The sequence below is a fragment of the Paradevosia shaoguanensis genome (assembly GCF_016801025.1).
GTDB classification, from domain to species: domain Bacteria; phylum Pseudomonadota; class Alphaproteobacteria; order Rhizobiales; family Devosiaceae; genus Paradevosia; species Paradevosia shaoguanensis.
Genome location: NZ_CP068983.1, coordinates 631,072 through 650,070, shown reverse-complemented (window position 1 = coordinate 650,070; position 18,999 = coordinate 631,072). Strand labels below are relative to the sequence as shown.

The 18,999-nt window shown below is 65.6% G+C and carries 15 protein-coding genes; 12 read left to right on the top strand and 3 right to left on the bottom strand.

All coding sequences use genetic code 11. From position 1 onward, the window contains the following. Positions 1–197: 197 nt before the first annotated feature. Complete coding sequence (locus tag JNE37_RS03050; protein ID WP_203065267.1) at positions 198–407, bottom strand: hypothetical protein; 210 nt, start codon at positions 405–407, stop codon at positions 198–200. Positions 408–927: 520 nt separating this feature from the next. Here JNE37_RS03050 and JNE37_RS03045 point away from each other — a divergent pair. From JNE37_RS03045 to JNE37_RS03020, 6 genes are all read left to right on the top strand, one after another. Beyond that, positions 928–1,599, top strand: coding sequence for a hypothetical protein (locus JNE37_RS03045; protein ID WP_203065266.1), 672 nt, complete (start codon positions 928–930; stop codon positions 1,597–1,599). Between the two features lie 402 nt (positions 1,600–2,001). Next, positions 2,002–2,778 (top strand): cellulose biosynthesis protein BcsN, encoded by a 777-nt coding sequence (bcsN, locus tag JNE37_RS03040; protein ID WP_203065265.1) that lies wholly within the window; start codon positions 2,002–2,004, stop codon positions 2,776–2,778. Between the two features lie 13 nt (positions 2,779–2,791). After that, positions 2,792–4,978, top strand: coding sequence for a UDP-forming cellulose synthase catalytic subunit (gene bcsA / locus JNE37_RS03035; protein ID WP_203065264.1), 2,187 nt, complete (start codon positions 2,792–2,794; stop codon positions 4,976–4,978). Next, entirely contained in the window at positions 4,978–7,272 is a 2,295-nt protein-coding gene (locus JNE37_RS03030; protein ID WP_203065263.1) for a cellulose biosynthesis cyclic di-GMP-binding regulatory protein BcsB, read from the top strand. The genes bcsA and JNE37_RS03030 overlap by 1 nt, the downstream gene beginning before the upstream one ends. Before the next feature lie 8 nt (positions 7,273–7,280). Beyond that, a complete protein-coding gene (locus JNE37_RS03025) occupies positions 7,281–8,309 on the top strand; it encodes a family 8 glycosyl hydrolase (protein WP_246513481.1) in 1,029 nt (342 codons plus the stop codon). Next, entirely contained in the window at positions 8,306–10,318 is a 2,013-nt protein-coding gene (locus tag JNE37_RS03020; RefSeq protein WP_203065261.1) for a tetratricopeptide repeat protein, read from the top strand. Before JNE37_RS03025 ends, JNE37_RS03020 begins: the two co-directional genes overlap by 4 nt. A 221-nt stretch (positions 10,319–10,539) precedes the next feature. On the opposite strand, the gene JNE37_RS03015 is transcribed toward JNE37_RS03020, so the two are convergent. After that, complete coding sequence (locus JNE37_RS03015) at positions 10,540–11,277, bottom strand: carbonic anhydrase (RefSeq protein WP_203065260.1); 738 nt, start codon at positions 11,275–11,277, stop codon at positions 10,540–10,542. A 64-nt stretch (positions 11,278–11,341) separates the two neighbouring features. Beyond that, entirely contained in the window at positions 11,342–12,349 is a 1,008-nt protein-coding gene (locus JNE37_RS03010; RefSeq protein ID WP_035036868.1) for a LacI family DNA-binding transcriptional regulator, read from the bottom strand. Between the two features lie 279 nt (positions 12,350–12,628). Between JNE37_RS03010 and JNE37_RS03005 the strand changes: the two genes are divergently transcribed. From JNE37_RS03005 to JNE37_RS02980, 6 genes are all read left to right on the top strand, one after another. Further along, complete coding sequence (locus tag JNE37_RS03005; RefSeq protein ID WP_081840746.1) at positions 12,629–13,873, top strand: alpha-L-fucosidase; 1,245 nt, start codon at positions 12,629–12,631, stop codon at positions 13,871–13,873. A 32-nt stretch (positions 13,874–13,905) separates the two neighbouring features. Further along, a complete protein-coding gene (locus JNE37_RS03000; RefSeq protein WP_203065259.1) occupies positions 13,906–14,691 on the top strand; it encodes a DUF4037 domain-containing protein in 786 nt (261 codons plus the stop codon). Between the two features lie 86 nt (positions 14,692–14,777). After that, positions 14,778–15,995, top strand: coding sequence for an ABC transporter substrate-binding protein (locus JNE37_RS02995; RefSeq protein WP_035036874.1), 1,218 nt, complete (start codon positions 14,778–14,780; stop codon positions 15,993–15,995). Between the two features lie 83 nt (positions 15,996–16,078). Further along, positions 16,079–17,017, top strand: coding sequence for a carbohydrate ABC transporter permease (locus JNE37_RS02990; RefSeq protein WP_035036876.1), 939 nt, complete (start codon positions 16,079–16,081; stop codon positions 17,015–17,017). Further along, a complete protein-coding gene (locus JNE37_RS02985) occupies positions 17,007–17,864 on the top strand; it encodes a carbohydrate ABC transporter permease (protein WP_203065258.1) in 858 nt (285 codons plus the stop codon). The genes JNE37_RS02990 and JNE37_RS02985 overlap by 11 nt, the downstream gene beginning before the upstream one ends. 25 nt (positions 17,865–17,889) lie before the next feature. Continuing rightward, positions 17,890–18,957 carry an ABC transporter ATP-binding protein gene (locus JNE37_RS02980; protein WP_203065257.1) on the top strand — a complete coding sequence of 356 codons (1,068 nt, stop codon included), beginning with the start codon at positions 17,890–17,892 and terminating at the stop codon, positions 18,955–18,957. Positions 18,958–18,999 lie beyond the last annotated feature (42 nt).

Genomic DNA, 18,999 nt, shown 5'->3' with positions numbered 1-18,999 from the left:
TGAAAAGAGCCGCCCGGGCGGGGCGGCCCTTTTTCAACCTTGCCGGTGTCTCCCTCGGAAGTTCGCCGAAATCCCCAGTTTCGCGCCTGCCGAGGTCTGTCCGTTGCCGTCAAGGTTAAGCGCTACGTCGCCGCCGAGCGTACCTGCGCGCCTGCCGGAGCGTCCCCAGCCCGCCGCAAGCCGGGCGCGCCATTCGGCTAACGCCACGCGCTCTCGTTCTTCTTCTCGTAGTCGCCGAAGGCCTTCTTGAGCCCGCCCAGCACTTCGGCCGAGGTCTCGAACATCGCCTTGAACCGGAGCTCGTCGACCTTGTCGATGTCTTCGCGCAGGTGGTCGATCAACTGCTGGAAGCGCTCCTGCATCTGTTGCGTGTGATAGCGCGGGTCGTGGCTGGCTTCGCTGTCCATGGCACCCTCCTGGGTTCATAGCTCCCGATGCAGGGTTAAGCCTGCGCTCCCGTTCAGGGTTCCGTTCGCGCCGGATTACAGTTTCCTTACAATCGTCGTTCGCTAATTTTAATGTTATTTTTCAACTAGTTATGAAACCTAAACACGTCTTCTGCATTGTGGTCTGCATCGGGAGGGAGGCGGCGGCAATGCCGATCGAACGCGAAAGAGTCGACTAGATGGTCAGAACCTCCCCGTCGATCTGCCCAATGTCACCGTCACCCTGTAACCCGCCCATCTTGATCGTCGGCATCGCTTTTGCTGCGGTCCGTCCGCTGGGCCCGACAGGCATTCGCGGTCGCGATGGTTCAGGTCCTGCGCCATCTTCTCCGCAACAAGGATGGTCGCCGGACAGGAACCGCTCCCTGCCGCGATCGACGACGACCCCCGAGGGGGAGCCTCGGGGGTCGTTGCTTTTGCCCCTGTCGCGGCGCCCGGCGCCATGCGAAAATACTGGCCATCTCGAAACACGGAGTTCGCCATGACATTTCGCACGGTCATCACCGCGTTCCTTACCCTTTTCCTCTGCATGTCCCTCGCTGGCGGCGCCTTCGCCGCGAGCAAGGCGGTCAACGTCAAGTTTCCGCGCGGCGCCAGCGGTACCAGCATCGATGGCACCATCCGTGGCTCAGATGGCGTCCGCTATCTCGTGGATGTCGCCGCCGGCCAGACCATGAGCGTGCAGCTCGATACCGATAATCCCGGCAACTACTTCAACATCACCGCGCCCGGCGCCTCGCAGGCGCTTTTCATCGGCTCGGTCTCGGGCAACAGCTCCAGCTTCCAGATTCCCTCGAGCGGCAAGTACGAGATCAACGTCTACCTGATGCGCAACGCCGCACGCCGCAACGAGCGCGCCAACTACGAGCTCACCATCTACGTCGAAAATGCCGCCGCCCAAGCTCGCCCGCAACCGCGTGCCGCGGCACCGGCCGCCCAGGCCGCCGACGCCGTTTCCACCGATCTGATGCCGCGCTTCTGCGCCGGCGAAGCGTCCGCCAAGTTCGGCGTGCGCCCGCAGAGCATCACCGCCAACGCCGCCTTCAAGAGCGGCAATCAATACGTGTCGCAGGGCTATTTCGAGCGTGACGGCAGCACCACGTTCTTCAATTGCTGGTTCGATCTGGGCGGCAATTTCGTGTCCGTGAACTGACCGACGCGAAAAAGAAAGTCGCCGCGGCTTCGGTAAAAGCACGCGGCGAAAGGTCAAGGGAGGAGTTCGTCCAAACGTGGACAAGCGCCACGTGGGACAACTTGCGTGCGCCCGCGCGGTTCCACACCCATCTGCTGCGCCGACGACACACTTCGGTTCAAACCCACAGGAAACGTTCCGGGTTGGATTGATGCGGCCCAACGACAATGACAGGCTGGCAAGGCTCTGATTTCCCGAGCAGTCTCAGCGGTGGAGGACTGAAACGGAATGAGCCTTATACGATGCGCCCTCCCTCGGGGGCGTGGGCTTGTTGTTGCGGCCAGTTGCCTGGCTGCCCTTGTGTTGTCGGCATGTAGCCAGCAGCCTGCGCTTCAGACGCAGGCCGCGGCGCAGGTAGCGCCCGTGGGTGCACTCATCTACCCGCCGCCCGGCGGTCCCGGCATTCTGGGCGTTGTCCAGACGACCTTCGCCAATGCCATCCGGCAGGAAATCTCGCTAGCTACGCAGGCGCGCACGCCCGGCGAGAACAAGATCACAATCGTGCTCTTCAAGGCCGCTGGCGGCGATGGTTCGGCAGGCGAACTGGCCGATACCCCGCTCGTCGAACTCGACCTCATGAGCGAGGCGCGTGCCGCCTGGCCCCAGGCCAACATGAAGCTCTCGCCCTATTACGTGCAGAACGATTACGGCCCCTTCGGCTACGCCGCCGGCCGGTCTCCCGCGGGCGATACCTGCGTCTATGCCTGGCAGCGCATCGAGCCCACCACGCGCCCGTCCGGCGCCTTCAAGCGCGGCGCCATCTCGGTGCGGCTGCAATTGTGCGACAAGGCCCGCAGCGAGGAATCGCTGCTCGGCGTCATGTATCAGCTGCGCATCAATGCCGACGTCTTCGATCCTTGGCGCGCACCCGCGCAGATCGGGCGCATTTTTGTGCCGATTAAGCCGCAGGGCGTTGAGGGTTTCGCAACCGTAACCCCAGTCAGCCAGCCCAAGGCCGTCCCGCGGCGGCAACCGGCCGCGTCCAAACCCGTTGAAACTCCTGTCCTGCCGCCCGGAACGCCCATCGTTCCGGCGCCGGGCACGTCCACGGGCACAACCGGGCCGATCGTGCCTGCGCCGCCCGCGACGCAGACCGCGCCGGCCGTCCTGGTGCCTCCACCACCGGCAGGTGCAAACTGAAGAGGGGAATCGGGTGCGCAAGACGCTGACCATTCTCGCCTGGCTGGTGGCGACGCTGGCGATGGTTGTCGTGATCACCCTGCCGGTCAGCCTGCAGGTGCATCTGGTGACGGCCGTCGTGTTCATCTTCCTGATGAGCATCATCAAGGTGTTTCGCCTCGGCGGGCTCTGGCGCCTGCTGCTCCTCGCACTCGGCACCGCCATCGTGCTCCGCTACGCCTACTGGCGCACCACCAGCACTTTGCCGCCCATCGAGCAATGGGGCGATTTCATCCCCGCCTTCCTGCTCTATCTCGCCGAGCTCTACTGCATCATGATGCTGGCGCTCAGCCTCTTCGTCGTCTCCAGCCCCATGACCCCGCGCAAGTCGCGCCGGCTCGAACCCGGCGCGCCAGTGCCCACGGTCGATGTCTTCGTTCCCACCTACAACGAGGACTATGCGCTCCTCGCCGGCACCCTCTCGGCCGCCAAGGGCATGGACTACCCCGCCGACAAGCTCACCGTCTGGCTGCTCGACGACGGCGGTACGCTCGAAAAGCGCAACTCGCCCAATCCCGACACCGCCGAAGCCGCCCAGGAGCGCTACGAGCAGTTGAGCCGCCTCTGCGCCGAACTCGATGTCCGCTATCTCACGCGCGACCGCAATGAGCACGCCAAGGCCGGCAACCTCAACAACGGCCTGGCCAACTCCACCGGCGACCTCGTCGCCGTATTCGACGCCGACCACGCCCCCGCCCGCGACTTCCTCCAGGAGACGGTTCCGTACTACGCGGACGATCCGAAGCTCTTCCTCGTCCAGACACCGCACTTCTTCCTCAATCCCGATCCGCTCGAGCGCAACCTGCGCACCTTCCAGCGCATGCCGTCCGAGAACGAGATGTTCTACGGCGTCATCCAGCGCGGCCTCGACAAGTGGAACGCCGCCTTCTTCTGCGGCTCCGCGGCGCTCCTCAGCCGCGAGGCGCTGATGACCGGCAACGGCTTTTCCGGCCGCAGCATCACCGAGGATTGCGAGACCGCCATCGATCTTCACGCCCATGGCTGGAACAGCGTCTATGTCGACAAGCCCCTGATCGCAGGCCTCCAGCCGGCTACCTTCGCCAGCTTCATCGGCCAGCGCACGCGCTGGGCGCAGGGCATGATGCAGATCCTGCTGTTCAGCTTTCCGCTGTTCAAGCGCGGCCTGCGCGTGCCGCAGCGCATCTGCTATCTTTCGAGCACGCTGTTCTGGCTGTTCCCCTTCACGCGGCTCATCTTCCTCTTCGCGCCGTTCTGCTACCTCTTCTTCAACCTCGAAATCTTCACCGCCTCGGGTGGCGAGTTCGTCGCCTATACGCTCACCTATGTGCTGGTGAACCTGGTGATGCAGAATTCGCTCTATGGCCGCTGGCGCTGGCCGTGGATTTCCGAACTCTACGAATACATCCAGTCCGTGCACCTGGCGCCTGCGATCATCTCGGTCTTCCGCAACCCCAGCAAGCCGACCTTCCGCGTCACCGCCAAGGACGAATCCGTCGATGAGGCGCGCCTCTCAGAATTGGCGCGGCCCTTCTACGTCATCTTCCTCATCCTCGTGCTGGCGCTCGCCTTCACCGCCTACAAGGTCATCACCGAGCCTTACCGCGCCGAAATCACCCTCGTCGTCGGCGGCTGGAACGTCTTCAACCTCATCCTCGCCGGCTGCGCCCTCGGCGTCGTATCCGAGCGCCGCGAATCCCGCGCCAGCCGTCGCGTGACGGTCGATCGCCGCTGCGAAGTGCTGGCGCCCGATGGCTCCTGGATCAAGGGCACCATCACCGACGTGTCGAGCGGCGGCGTCGGCATCAAGCTCTCCGGTCCCGGGGCCGGCCTCGTCCGCGAAGCGACCACCAGGATCCGCTTCGTGCCGCTCTCCGACATCCCCGACAACGAGATCGAGGTGCTGTTGCGCAATGTCGCCGGCAGCGGCAAGCAGGTGACGCTCGGTGCGCGCTTCAAGCCGGAAAAGGTCAACGACTATCGCCTGATGGCCGATCTCCTCTACGCCAATTCGGCCGTGTGGGATGCCCAGCAGCGCAGCCGTCAGGTCAATATCGGCGTCATCGGCGGCACGCTGCATTTCCTCGGCCTCGCCGTTTACCAGACCGGTCGCGGCCTCGGCTATTTCCTGCGGTTTGCCGGCGGCGCCTCGTCCCGCCGGCGCGTGGCGGAGGGCAATTGATGCGGGGCCGTTCCGCGACCTCCACCGCCGTCGCCATCCTGCTGCTGGCGCTGGGCCTTCCCGCCCTCGCGCAGGCGCCGGCTCCGTTCGACATGACTCCCGAACGCGGCAACGAGCAACTGCCGGCCCCGCCGCCGACTGCCGAGCCGCCACCCCAACAGCCCGCCACCCCGGCGCCCACCGAAACGCCACCCGCTCCGCCCGCGCCGGCCAGCGCCACGCGCTTCCTCATCCCCTTCGACACGCTCGAACTCAACGGCGAGGAGGCCCGCCAGGGCGTCAGCCTCTACCTCACGCCCGCCCAGGCCGCGTCGCCCGCCAAGCTCGATCTCGGCTATCTCAACGCCCTCGTCGTCTCGCCCGAGGCCTCGCAACTGCGCGTCGATATCAACGGCACCACCGTGCTCTCCTCGCCCATCGCCTCCTCGGCCAGCACGCAGGACCTGAGCGAGGCCATCCCGGCGGGCGTCCTCAAGCCCGGCGCCAATATCGTCGAATTCCTCGCCACCCAGCGCCACCGCACCGATTGCAGCGTCGCCTCGACCTACGAATTGTGGTCCCGCCTCGATCCCGCCAGGACCGCGATCCGCTTCGATGATCCCAACGCGGTCCGTCTCACCGAAGTCGGCGAACTGGCCGCCACAGGCGTCGATGCCGATGGCCGCACCACCGTCCACCTTCTCGCGCCAGGCCTCCAGGATAGTCCCGAGGCGCGCCAGGCCGGCCTGGTTCTCGCCCAGAATCTCGGCAAGGCCCTCCACGTCCCCGATCTGCGCATCGAGATCGCCGATACCCTCCCGGCCGCCACCCCGCCCGGCCACCTCAACGTCGTGATGGCTCCCGCCGCCCAGTTGCCCGCCGATGCCGCCGCGCTTGCGGGGCAGGGGACCGGCCAGCCCGTCGCCAGCTTCGAGCAGGGCGCATCGGCCAACACCCTCGTCCTCACCGGTCCCGACTGGAAGGGCGTCGAGGCCGCGGCCGCCGAGATCGGCAAGGCCGATCCGGATGCCGACCCCACCATGCTCCCGCGCCGCGCCGATCTCGCCTATCCCATCCTGCGGCTCGACAATGCCCGTCGCATCGTGCTCGGCGACGTCGGCGTGCGCACGGCCGAGTTCAACGGCCGCCGCTACACCACCGGCTTCGAATTCGCGCTCCCGCCCGATTTCTATTCCAACATGTTCGGCCAGGCGACGCTGATGCTCAACGCCGCCTATTCGAGCGACGTGCTGCCCGAAAGCCAGTTCAATGTCTACGTGAACGGCCAGATCGCCTCCTCGACCCCGGTGCTCCGGCTTGGCCGCGGCTTCTCGCGCGATACCCCCATCAACATCCCGATGACCAATTTCCGCCCGGGGCGGAACAAGGTCGAGCTCGAAGTCCTGCTCCAGACCGAGGCCGACAAGGCCTGCCCGCCGGGCCTCACGCAGATGGCGCCCACGCGCTTCGTCATCTCGGCCAATACGCGCCTGCAAATGCCCGACTTCGCCCGCATCGGCGCCTTCCCCGATCTCTCGGCCTTTGCCGGCACCGGCGCGCCCTATGCCGATGAAGGCTCGGCCCAGGTCTATGTCGGCGAGGGCGGTCCCACGCTCGCCTCCGCCATGACCGTGGTCGCCCGCGCCGCTGTCGCCTCTGGCGCGCTCATGCCGCTCACTATGTCCGCCAGCCCCACGCCCGATCGCGACGCCATCATCGTTGCGCCCCTCGCCGCGCTCCCCGCCGATCTCGTCCGGCGCAGCGGCGTTGCTGGCACTGTCGGCTCGGGCGGCGTCGGCGACGATTCCCTTCTCGACAGCTTCCGCCAGTCCTCGGGCAATTCCGCTAATCCCTTCGATGGCATCAAGGCCTGGCTCGCCGATCGTCTCGGCCTGCGCCCGCAGAATTTCTGGCTGGTGCGTGCCGATGACGGCGCCTTCGTGCCGCAATCGCGCGATGGCGTCATCCTCTCCCAGGTTCGCCAGCCCGAAGGCGGCGTCTGGACCTACCTCACCATTCCCGACGAAACCCATTTCCTCGATGCCACCCGGCGCCTCGCCGAAACCGTCAACTGGCGCGCCATATCCGGTCGCGTCAGCGCGCTGGGCGCCGACGATCCCGCCGTCGTTTCCATCACGCCCAATCGCGTCACGCTGGTGCAGACGCAACCGCCCTCGCTCACCAATTACCGGCTCATTGCCGCCAACTGGCTATCGAGCAACATTCTGGAATTCACACTCCTCCTCGGAGCCATCGCCGTGCTGCTGACCTTGGCCACCTGGGGCCTGCTCAAGACCGTAGGCCGGAAGTCATGAGGATGGCGATGGCCCTGGCAACCACCATTCTCGCCGCCGCCCCGGCACTCGGCGCCCCCACCATCCGCCCCGATGAGTGGAGCGCCTATCGGCAGAACTACGTCACCGATACCGGTCGCGTCGTCGACACGGCCAACGGCAATATCAGCCACAGCGAGAGCCAGGGCTATGGCCTCCTCCTTGCCTATCTCGCCGACGATCGGCCGACCTTCGAGGCCATCTGGTCCTTCACCCGCACCGAGTTGATGGTGCGCCCCGATGGCCTCGCTGCCTGGCGCTGGGAAGAGGACAAGACCCCCCACGTCACCGACACCAACAATGCCAGCGACGGCGACATCCTCATCGCCTATGCCCTCGGCCTTGCCGGCCAGGCCTGGAACGATCCGGGCAAGCTCGAAGCCGCCCGTGGCATCGTCGCGGCCCTTGGCGACGATCTCCTTGTCCAGATCAACGGCCTGCGCGTCACCCTGCCGGGCGTCGAGGGCTTTGCCGTCGGTCACCGCGACGACGCCCCCGTGGTCAATCCCTCCTACTGGATCTGGGAGACCCGCCCGGTCTTCCAGCAGCTCGACCCCGATACCGATTGGCAATCCGTCGGCGAGGATGAGCTTAAGCTCCTGTCGTTGAGCGCCAACAATACCGCCGGCCTGCCGCCCGATTGGGTTTCCCTGGCCGAAGACGATCCGCGCCCCGCCGATGGTTTCCCGCCCGAGTTCGGCTACAACAACATCCGCGTCCCGCTCTATCTCATGCGCGCCGGTGCCCCCGCCGAAGCCCTCGAACCGTTTCGCGCCATGGCCGATGACGATGGCCTCAAGCGCATCGACGTCACGACCGGCGAGGTCAAGGAGCACCTCACCGAGCCCGGCTACCAGCTCATCGGCGCCGCCCTTGCCTGCGTACTCGACGGCAAGTCGGTTCCGGCCGATGCCAGCCGCTTTGCGCCCACCAGCTATTACGCCGCCACGCTGCAATTGCTGGCCCTCGATTTCCTGCGGCGTGAGCGCGCCCAATGCCTGACGGAGGATTCGCGATGATCAAGGCGCTCCGCCTCGCCACCCTTTCCCTGGCCTTTTTCGCATTGGCCACCGCCACGCAGGCGCAGCAGCAGCCCGCCCAGGCGCCCACCACGCCGCCGGCTGCCCAATCCCAGCAGAAGGTCGATGAAACCGCGCTGCGCTACTTCGCCCGTCAGGGCGACCAGAAGCGCGTCGATGCCGAAATCGCGCGCCTCAAGGCCCTCTATCCCGGCTGGGAGCCGCCGGCCAATCTCCTCGCCAACGACTACGTGCCCGATCCCGATATCGAAAAGATCTGGGATTTCTACGGCAAGGGCGAATACGCCGCCGCCCGCGCCGCCATCGCCACCAAGCAGGCCGCCGATCCGGCCTTCACGCCCAGTGCCGATCTGCTCCACAGCCTCGATGTCGGCGAAGCCGGCATGCGCCTGCGCAATGCCTCCGATGCCAGCCAGTACGAAACCGTCGTCAGCATCGCCGCCAACACGCCCGAACTGCTGACCTGCGAAAGCGTGGATTCGCTCTGGCGCGTGGCCGAGGCCCTCATCAGGACCGAGCGGACCTCGCGTGGCCTCGACGCCTACAAATACGTTCTCACCAACTGCGCCGATCCGCAGATCCGCCTCGCCACCATGCAGAAGGCCATGGCGCTGCTCGATCGCACCCAGCTCGATACGCTCTTCGCCCTCGAACGCGTCGGGACCGATGGGGCAGGGGAGTTCGCCTCCATTCGCCTCTCGCTCGCCCGCAACGCGCTCGCCGATGTCCTCACCGGCAAGTCCTCGAGCGCGGGCGAGGAAGACGTCAAGCTGCTCGACAGCAGCGCTCGCCAGACCAAGGCCCCCGATGACCTGCGTCTTCTCGGCTGGTACGCCCTCAACCAGAAGCGTCCCGCCGACGCTCAGCAATGGTTCGAAATGGCGACCGCTGCCGATCCCGGCCAGCTCTCCGCGCACGGCCTCGCCGTCGCGCTGCTCGACCAGAAACAGCCCGGTCAGGCCGAAGCGATCCTCGCTGATTACCGCACCGCCAGCCCCGAGCTGACAACGCTCTATCTCACCGCCGCCGCCTCCCTGCTCTCGCAGGAGCCGCGCCCGCAGCTTGAAGCCGTCGTGCTCAACCGCGTCGTCGCCGCCACCATGGAAGCCCGCAATGCCAACACCGCCCAGGAGCTGGGCTGGTACGCTTACGCCTTCTCCCAGCCGCAGACGGCGGCCCAATGGTTCCGCCTCGCCACCACCTGGGACCCGCAGGATGAGCCCTCGGCCTACGGCCTTCTTGTCACCAGCGATGCCCTCAAGGACGCCGAAACCGTCCGCGCGATCAAGTCGCAATGGAGCGCCCGCTCCGCCCGCATCGCCAGTTTCGGCCAGCGCGGCGAAGTCGCCCCGACGCCCGCTCCGGTAGCGCCGGCACGCAACCCCGAACCCGCCGCCACAATGGCGGTCGTCCAGCCACAGCCCACTCCCAACACTGGCAGCGGCACCGGCAGTGGCAGTCGAAGTTGCTCGACCTACGTTCCCCCCGCCAGCCTCTCGCCCGCCGGGGCGCTGGCCCGCGCCTGGTGCCTGATGGACCTCAATCGTCCCTCCGACGCCGTCGCGAACTTCGCCCGCGCCCTCAATTCATCGAGCGAAAAGACCCGCAGCGATGCCGCCTATGGGCAGTCCCTCGCCTATATCCGCCTGGGCCTGCCCTCGGATGCCATGGTCGCGTCTTCCTCCGCTCCGCTCTCGCAGGCGCGCATCAACGAATTGCAGGTCGCCATCCACACCCGCGCGGCCCTCGCCGCCTATGAGATCGGCGACTACCGCAACGCCCTGCGCGCGCTGGATGAACGCTCGCGCTACGCCCCCGAGCAGAACGATCTCCTCGTCCTGCGCGCCTGGTCCTACTACCACCTGCGCCGCTATCGCGAGGCCGACCAGATCTTCACCGCCGTCGCCGCCACCGGCTTCCAGGATGCCATTGCCGGCCAGGCCGCCGCCCGCGATGCCTTGCGCATCCAGGCCTCCCGCGAGCCCTAGGGTCCGTACTCAATAAGTCCCGGCGCCCCCAGAGCGCTATCTCCCCATCCGACAGTCCGCCGCGCCACAACCACCGAACTTCCCCGGCCGCAGAGCCGGGGCCCACGGATTGCTCCACTCGAGTGGAGGGTGGCAATGGACCCCGGATCAAGTCCGGGGGAAGTCCGGTGGGTGGGGCGGCCATCGCAACCTCATCTAGCGGTGCAATTGAGTACGGAACCCTAGACCAGCCAGCTCACGATGCCGGTCTTGAGGTCGTGCATGGCCGGCACGATGGTGAGCTCTCCCGCCTCCACCAGCTTGCCGATGATCGGGCTGCGCTCAGCCAGCCCCGCCGCCGTCAGCCGCACATTCTCCTCGGCCACCTTCTGCACCAGCTCGTGATTGCTCGAACTGCGCGGTCCATCCGCCGGCCCGATCGTTGCCAGCGCCGGCGCGAGGTTGTGGAGGAGGGCGGTGATATTGCCCATTTCCACGCCATCCACCGCGCTCTTGATCGCCCCGCACGAACTATGCCCCAGCACCACGATGGCCCGGGCCCCGGCCACCGCCGTCGCATATTCGAGGCTGCCCAGGATGTCGACATTGACGAAATTGCCCGCCACCCGCGCGCAGAACACGTCGCCCAGCCGCTGGTCGAACACCAGTTCCGGCGGCACGCGGGAATCGATGCAGCCCACGATCGCCGCGAACGGCGACTGGTGGTCTGCCGTTTCCCGGACCTGCTCCATCAGGTCGCAATTGATCGATTGTCCGCTGGTGAAGCGCGCGTTGCCCGCCTTGAGCATCGCGATGGCTTCCGCCGGCGCCACCGCGCTCTGCCGCTCGGGCGTGAACACGGCGCATTCCGTCTGCGCCAGCGCCTGCGTCGCCGGCAGGGCCAATACGCCCGCCAATGCCCCGCAGAAACTGCGGCGTGAAAGACCCGCCACCGATGGCGGCTTGAAAGATGCTGGCATGTCCCGAGTTCCCCAACCCATTGAAAACGCGATTAGGCCAGAAGTCGCCGGTCAGAACAACGGTCTAGAGGCGGCGACAGGAATTGCCGGGCACGAATTTGGGCGCCAGCACGAAATCCTCGGGCGGCTCCTCCGCCCCCGCCGGGCTGGTTATGCGATGCAGCAGCCGCCGCGCGATGATGCCGCCCAGCTTGAGCGTATCCTGCACCACCATGGTGATGCGCGGCGTGATGACATTGCTCCACTGCACGTCATCGATCATGGCCAGCGAGATGTCGCCCGGGCAGTTGAACCCCAGCTCCTGCATGGCCTGCAACGCCGCCAGCGCTACGGCGTTGTTGGCCCCCAGTATCGCCGTCGGCCGCTCCGGCTGGATCAAAAGGCGCATCGCCGCCTCATATCCCGCCGAGCGCGTAAACTGCCCGTCGACGACGTAATTCGGGTTCACGTCCACCCCCGCGCTCGCCATCGTCTCGACGAACCCGCGATAGCGCTCGGAGGCCGTGTGCATATGCTGTGGCCCGGCAATGAACGCGATCCGCCTGTGCCCGAGCTGCAGCAGGTGCTCCGTCAGCATCGCGCCCGCGAGGTAATTGTCCGACCCCACGAAGTCGCGCTCGATGCCCCGCACCTTCTGGTCGAAGCAGACGATGGGCACCTTGAGCCCTTCGATGAAGTTCACGTAATCCGGCCCGAACGAAGAGGGCGACAGCGCCAGCCCGGCGATCTTGAGCCCGATCAGATGCTCCACCAGCGCCTGCTCGCGGTCGGGCTTGCCCGAAGAATCGGTGATCAGCACGAAATGGTCGTGTTCGAGCGCGTAGTTCTCCAGCTCGCGCCGGATATCGCCGAAAAACGGGTTGCCGACATTGCCCACCACAAAGCCGATCATGCGGCTGCGACCCTTGGCCAGGCTCTGCGCCAGCGGATCCGCGACATAGCCCACGGCCGCCACGGCATCCCTGATCCGCTCCAGCGTTTTCTGGCTGACGCGGCCCGGATTGCTCAGTGCCAGGGACACCGTCGAAACGGAAACCTCGGCTAATTTGGCGACATCTCGAATGGTGGCCATTGGTTTCTCGAACCGCTTCTACGGCTTTCGCACCGCCATAGACGCCTCAACTCCTTAACCTTTTCCACGATGTACCTACCATTTGCAGCCCTTTATGCAATGGCAAATGTTACCGCGCCGGCCAATCCAGATTCCGTCTTGACTTCGAGCGCCCCTCCGATGAGGATAATAATCGAACCGGTTCGATAACTGGTAGAGGAGGATGGATTGGATAAGGCTTTCATAGCCAGCAGCGGTGCCACGGACGGCAAGGCCTGGTTCACGAACGAACGCTTCGGCATGTTCATTCACTTCGGGCTCTATGCGCTGGCCGCGCGCCATGAATGGGTGCAGCACCGCGAGGAGATATCCAGCCAGGACTACGCGAAGTATTTCGAGAACTTCGATCCCGATCTCTACGACCCGCGCGAATGGGCGCGCCGCGCCCGCGAGGCGGGGATGAAATACGTCGTCCTCACCGCCAAGCACCATGAAGGCTTCTGCCTCTGGGACAGCAAGTTCACCGACTACAAGGCCACCAACACGCCCTACGGCAAGGATCTGCTCAAGCCCTATGTCGAGGCCTTCCGCGCTGAGGGCCTCAAGGTCGGCTTCTACTATTCGCTGATCGACTGGCACCATCCCGAATTCCCCATCGACGGCATCCATCCGCTGCGCAACCATCCGGACGCGCTCGAGATGAACAAGACGCGCGACGTCCGCAAATACGCGCAATACATGCGCGACCAGGTCACCGAGCTGCTGACCAATTTCGGCGAGATTTCCGTCATCTGGTTCGATTTCAGCTACCCCAGGCGCGAATATCGCGGCATGCCCGGCAAGGGTCGGGCCGATTGGGAAAGCGAAGAGCTGATCGGCCTCGTGCGCCAGCTCCAGCCCGATATCATCGTCGGCGATCGCCTTGATCTGCCTGCCGACGGCAACTTCCCCAAGGACCTGGCGACCCCCGAGCAATATACTCCGCGCGTGGCGCCTACGATCAACGGCAAGTCCGTGCGCTGGGAAGTCTGCCACACTTTCTCGGGCTCCTGGGGCTATCACCGCGACGAGAGCACCTGGAAGGACGATCCCCAGCTCATCAACATCCTCATCGATACGGTTTCGCTCGGCGGCAACCTGCTGATGAATGTCGGCCCCACCGCCCGCGGCACCTTCGATGCCCGCGCCATCGAATCCCTCGAAACCTATCGTGACTGGATGCACCTCAACGGCCGCTCGATCTACGGAGCAGGCCCGTCCGAATACAAGGCACCCAACGGCTGCCGCTTCACCCAGCGCGGCAATCGCCTCTACCTCCACATCCAGAACTGGCCGTTCCGCCACATCCACATCGAAGGCCTGGGCCGCAAGATCAAGTATGCCCAGTTCCTGCACGATGCCAGCGAGATCCAGTGGCTCGATCCGGATGCCGAGGTCGATTCCAACATCGGCGTGGCGGTGGGCGACGGCATGCTCACGCTCGAGCTCCCCGTCATCAAGCCCGATGTCGTGGTGCCCGTGGTCGAGCTGATCCTCAAGGACTGATGGAGCGCGAGGGCACAGCACCGGGTGTTGCCATGAGCCGCGAGGCTGAACTCATCGCGACCATGACCCCGCTTATCGCCGACCTGGCCGAGGACGGATGCGGCGCCGTCGCTCTGGCCGGGTCGCGCGGCAAGCGCCGGTCCGACCTCAAGTCCGACTATGATTTCCGCGTCTATGCCAACGCCTATCGCGGTCCCGAGGTCCGCGACAGCGTGCAGTGGAAACGGTTCGAGGCGGCCATGCATGATTGGGTCGCCGAGGGCTTTCGCATGGATGGCGTCTGGATGCGCAGCTATGCCGGCGTCCGGCGCGATCTCGATGCCTGGATCTCCGGCACCGCCGTGCCCAAGACCTTCGAATGGACCATCTGGGGCTATCACCTGCCCACGGACCTGGCCAACCAGCAGATCATCTACGATCCGCAGGGCCTCCTCGCCGATTGGCGGGCGCAACTGGCCACCTATCCCGAGACGCTGCGCGCCTCGATCCTGCGCCAATACGGCGAGATCCTCCAATACTGGGCCGCCGATTATCACTACGAGAGCAAGGTCGCCCGCCGCGACCTCGTCTTCCTCGTCGGGCTCACCGGCAAGCTCGCCAACGCTATCCTTCAGGTCGTCTTCGCCCTCAACCGGGTCTACTTCCCCGGCGACGGCTGGAACCTGCCGATGGCCGCCGAGCTCGAACGGCTTCCGCCCGATTTCCTTTCCCGCATGACCGCCATTCTTGAGCCCGGCCACGATGCCGAGGCCTGGGGGCGCCAGCGTGCCGAACTCATCGCCATGATCGCCGATCTGGAGGTGCTGGTCGCGGCCTGAGGAGGGGCCGCATCCAATCCGGGCGACAAGCCCGGGTCATGAACAACGACTACCCATAATCACAAAGTCACCGAGGAGACACCATTATGAGACTATCGATTGTTCTGGCTGCAGCGGCCATGGCCGGCAGCTCTCTGTTCGCCATCGGCGCCGCCCATGCCCAGGACCAGGTCAACCTGACCTGGCAGATGTGGGGCGACGAAAAGGACACGCCGCTCTGGCAGAGCCTCGCCGATCTCGTCACCGCTGAATATCCCAACATCAAGGTCACCCCGCAGATTTCGGGCTGGAACGATTATTGGACGCGCCTGCCGGTGCTCGCCTCGTCCGGCCAGATCGGGGATCTGGTGGCCATGCAGTCCATGCGCATGCCCAGCTTCTACAGCCTGCTCGAACCGCTCGACGAGCACTTCGCCTCCGACAAGTTCGATACGTCCGTCTTCGAATCCTCGATTATCAAGGGCCTGTCGCATGACGGCGCCCAGTATGCGCTGCCCTATGACGTCGGCCCGTGGATCGTCTTCTACAACAAGGACAAGTTCGCCGAGGCCGGCCTTTCCGAGCCTGCCATGGATTGGACCTTCGATGACTTCAAGGCTGCCGCCCAGAAGCTCACCGCCGGCGACAATTACGGCTACGCCGTCCAGGCCTTCGATTTCATCGCCGCGCCCGTTGCCCTCGGCGCCGAATATTTCAACGACGGCGACCAGTTCGACCTGACCAATGCCGGCTATGAAGGCGCCGTCGGCAAGCTCGTTGACCTCGTCGCCAAGGACAAGGCCTCCCCGGTCTTCGCCTCGGGCACCAACGCTGCCACCGCCAGCGGCCGCTTCGCCTCCGGCAATGCCGCCATGTATATCGATGGCCCCTGGTCGCTGATCTCCACCAAGGATGCCGTCAACTTCAAGATGGGCGTCGCCCCGCTCCCGCGCGGCGAGGGCGCTTCGCGCTTTATCACCGCCGGCTCCGGCTGGGGCATCTCGGCCGCCAGCCAGCACAAGGACGAGGCCTACAAGGCCCTCCAGGTGCTCACCGGCCCCAAGGCCGCCCAGATCCTGGCCTCGGCGGGCCGCGCTTTGCCGGGCCGCCTTGCCGAACAGACCTACTGGTATGACGTCGCCGCCAAGGATGTGGGCGGTACCCGCGAGGCGCTGGAATATGCCTTCGAGCACTCGACCCCGTTCCGCATCAACGAGAACTGGAACGAGTTCGAGAACCTCATCACCCAGTACATGCCTCTGGCATTGACCGGTGAGAAGACCACCGACGCCACGCTCGCGGACATCCAGAGCCAGTTGCCGTAAGCTGAGCCGCCTGGCCGGCTGGTCCGGCCGGGCGACCGAAACTGCCGGCCGCGTGCGGAGGCGCGGCCGGAAGGGAGGAGCCCATGACCATCGCGCAAGAGACCGCCGCCGAAACGGCGCCGGCCGCCACCACGCGTCGCCGCAGCCGTCTGGACGCCAGGGAAGGGCGCACCGCCTTCTTCTTCCTGCTGCCCAGCCTGATCGGCGTCACGCTCTTCCTCGTCCTGCCGATCGTCGCCTCGATCGTACTCAGCTTCACCAACTGGAAGCTCCTGGGCAAACCGCAATTCGTGGGCGTCGCCAATTATGTGCGCCTCTTCACCGCCGATCCGCAGTTCTGGACCATCCTGCGCAACACGCTGTTCTTCACCGCCGAGTACCTGGTGCTCAACATCGTGATCTCCGTGGGGCTGGCCGTCTGGATATCCAGCCTCAAGGTGGGGCAGCGGTGGTTCCGGGTGATCTTCTTCCTCCCGACTTTCACCCCGACCATCGCTGTCGCCATCGTCTGGATGCTCATGTTCGCGCCCGGCGGCCTTTTCGAAACAGTCATGCGTGCGCTCTCCTGGAGCGTGCCGGGCGTGCTCACCGACCAGACCCTCGCCATGCAGGCCGTGGTCGTCGTCTCGCTCTGGGCCGGCGTCGGCTACAACACCGTGCTCTTCAACGCCGCCCTCGACATGGTGCCCGCCAGCTACCTCGAAGCCGCCCGCATCGATGGCGCCACCGCCTGGGACCGCTTCTGGAAAATCCGCCTGCCGCTCATCTCGCCGACCCTCTTCTTCGGCACGGTGATGACGGCCATCACCTCGCTCCAGGTCTTCGACCAGATCTACGTCATGACCCGCGGTGGCCCCGGCTCGGCCACGGCCACCCTCGGCTACGCCGTCTACCAGAAGGGCTTCCAGAACTTCCAGATGGGCTACGCCTCGTCCATCGCCTGGGTCATGTTCGCCCTCATCATGGCGCTCACCGCCATGCAGTTCTGGCTCCAGCGCAAATGGGTGCACTATGACAACTAGGTCCAAGGCCGCCGCCGCGCGCCGCGCCCTGCTGCTCGATATCCTCAATCACGGCGCGCTGGCGCTGGTGGCGCTGCTCTTCCTCTTCCCGTTCTTCTGGATGGTCTCGAACGCCGTGCGCAGCAATGCCGAGGTGCTGGCCATCCCTGTCCGGCTGCTGCCGACGGTCTTCGAATGGGACAATTTCGCCAAGGCCTGGACCGAGCAGCCCTTCGGCCGCTTCTTCCTTAACAGCTTCATCATCGCGGCCAGCGTCACCGCCATCACGGTCGTCGTCTCGTGCCTCTCCGGCTACGCCTTCGCGCGCCTCAAATTCCCCGGCCGCGACCTGCTGCTGATGGGCTATCTCGGCACGCTCATGGTGCCCGGCATCATGCTCATCATCCCGCTCTACCTCATCATCAACAGCCTGGGCATGGTCAACACCTTCCAGGGCGTCATCCTGCCGGTCGCCTTCGGCACCTTCGGCTCGTTCCTCCTGCGCCAGTTCTTCCTCTCCATCCCCAACGAGCTCGAAGAGGCCGCGCGCGTCGATGGCGCTTCGCGCCTGCGCATCCTCGTCAGCATCATCGTGCCGCTGTCGATGCCCGCCATCGGCCTTCTCTCGCTCTTCACCTTCATCGCGCAGTGGAACAATTTCCTCTGGCCCCTCATCGTCATGACGGGCGCCGAGAACGCCACCCTGCCGGTCGGCCTCACCCTCTTCCAGACCCAGCAGGCGACGGCCTGGAACTACATCATGGCCGGCGCCACCCTCTCCATGCTTCCCGGCATAGTCCTCGCGATCCTGCTGCAGAAGCTCATCTACAACAGCATTGCCCTCAACGCCGGCATGGGCGGCCGCTAGCGGCGCAACCACGGGAGCCAGACGAATGGCAAGTGTAACGGTCCGCAACGCGGTCAAGTCCTACGGCACCATGGAAGTGCTGCACGGCGTCTCGCTCGCCGCCCAGGACGGCGAGTTCGTGGTCCTTGTCGGCCCCTCCGGCTGCGGCAAGTCCACGTTGCTGCGCATGATCGCCGGCCTCGAAAGCATCACCGATGGCGACATCGATATCGGCGGCCGCGTCGTCAACGAGCTAGAACCCAAGGAGCGGGACATCGCCATGGTGTTCCAGTCCTATGCCCTCTATCCGCACATGACCGTGCGCGACAACATGGGCTTCGCCCTCAAGCTCTCCCGCCGCAGCCGCAAGGAGATCGAGGACGCCGTCAACCGCGCCGCCGGCATCCTGGCGCTCGAGCCGCTCCTCGATCGCTATCCGCGCCAGCTCTCCGGCGGCCAGCGCCAGCGCGTCGCCATGGGGCGCGCCATCGTCCGCAACCCTGCCGTCTTCCTCTTCGACGAGCCGCTCTCCAATCTCGATGCCAAGCTGCGCGTGCAGATGCGCAGCGAGATCAAGGCGCTGCACCAGCGCCTGGGCTCCACCATGATCTACGTCACACACGACCAGATGGAGGCCATGACCATGGCCGATCGCATCGTGGTCATGCGCGCCGGCAGGATCGAGCAGATAGGCACGCCGCTCGAAATCTACGATACCCCCGCCAACAGCTTCGTCGGCTCCTTCATCGGCTCGCCCTCCATGAACCTCATTGAGGGCGTGGTGGTCGATGATGCCGGTGCCGCCGCCCTCAAGGGCCGCGACGGCACGCTCTGGTCGCTCCCTGGCCGCGCCGCTGCCTATAAGGGCCGCTCCATCCAGCTCGGCATCCGCCCGGAGCACATCCACATCAAGTCCGACGGCATCGCCGCCGAAATCCGCACCGTCGAGCCCACGGGCGCGGAAACCCACGTCCAGATGCAGGCCGGCGATACCCCGGTCGTCGCTGTCCTGCGCGATCGCCCGAGCCTTGCTCCCGGCGGCCCGCTGAGCTTCGGCTTCGACGTCGCCAGGGCCGGCCTCTTCGATCTCCAGACCGGCAACAGCCTCGCCTGAAACGCTCGCTCTCACGAGCAGCTTGTCGGGCGGGGGCTTTGT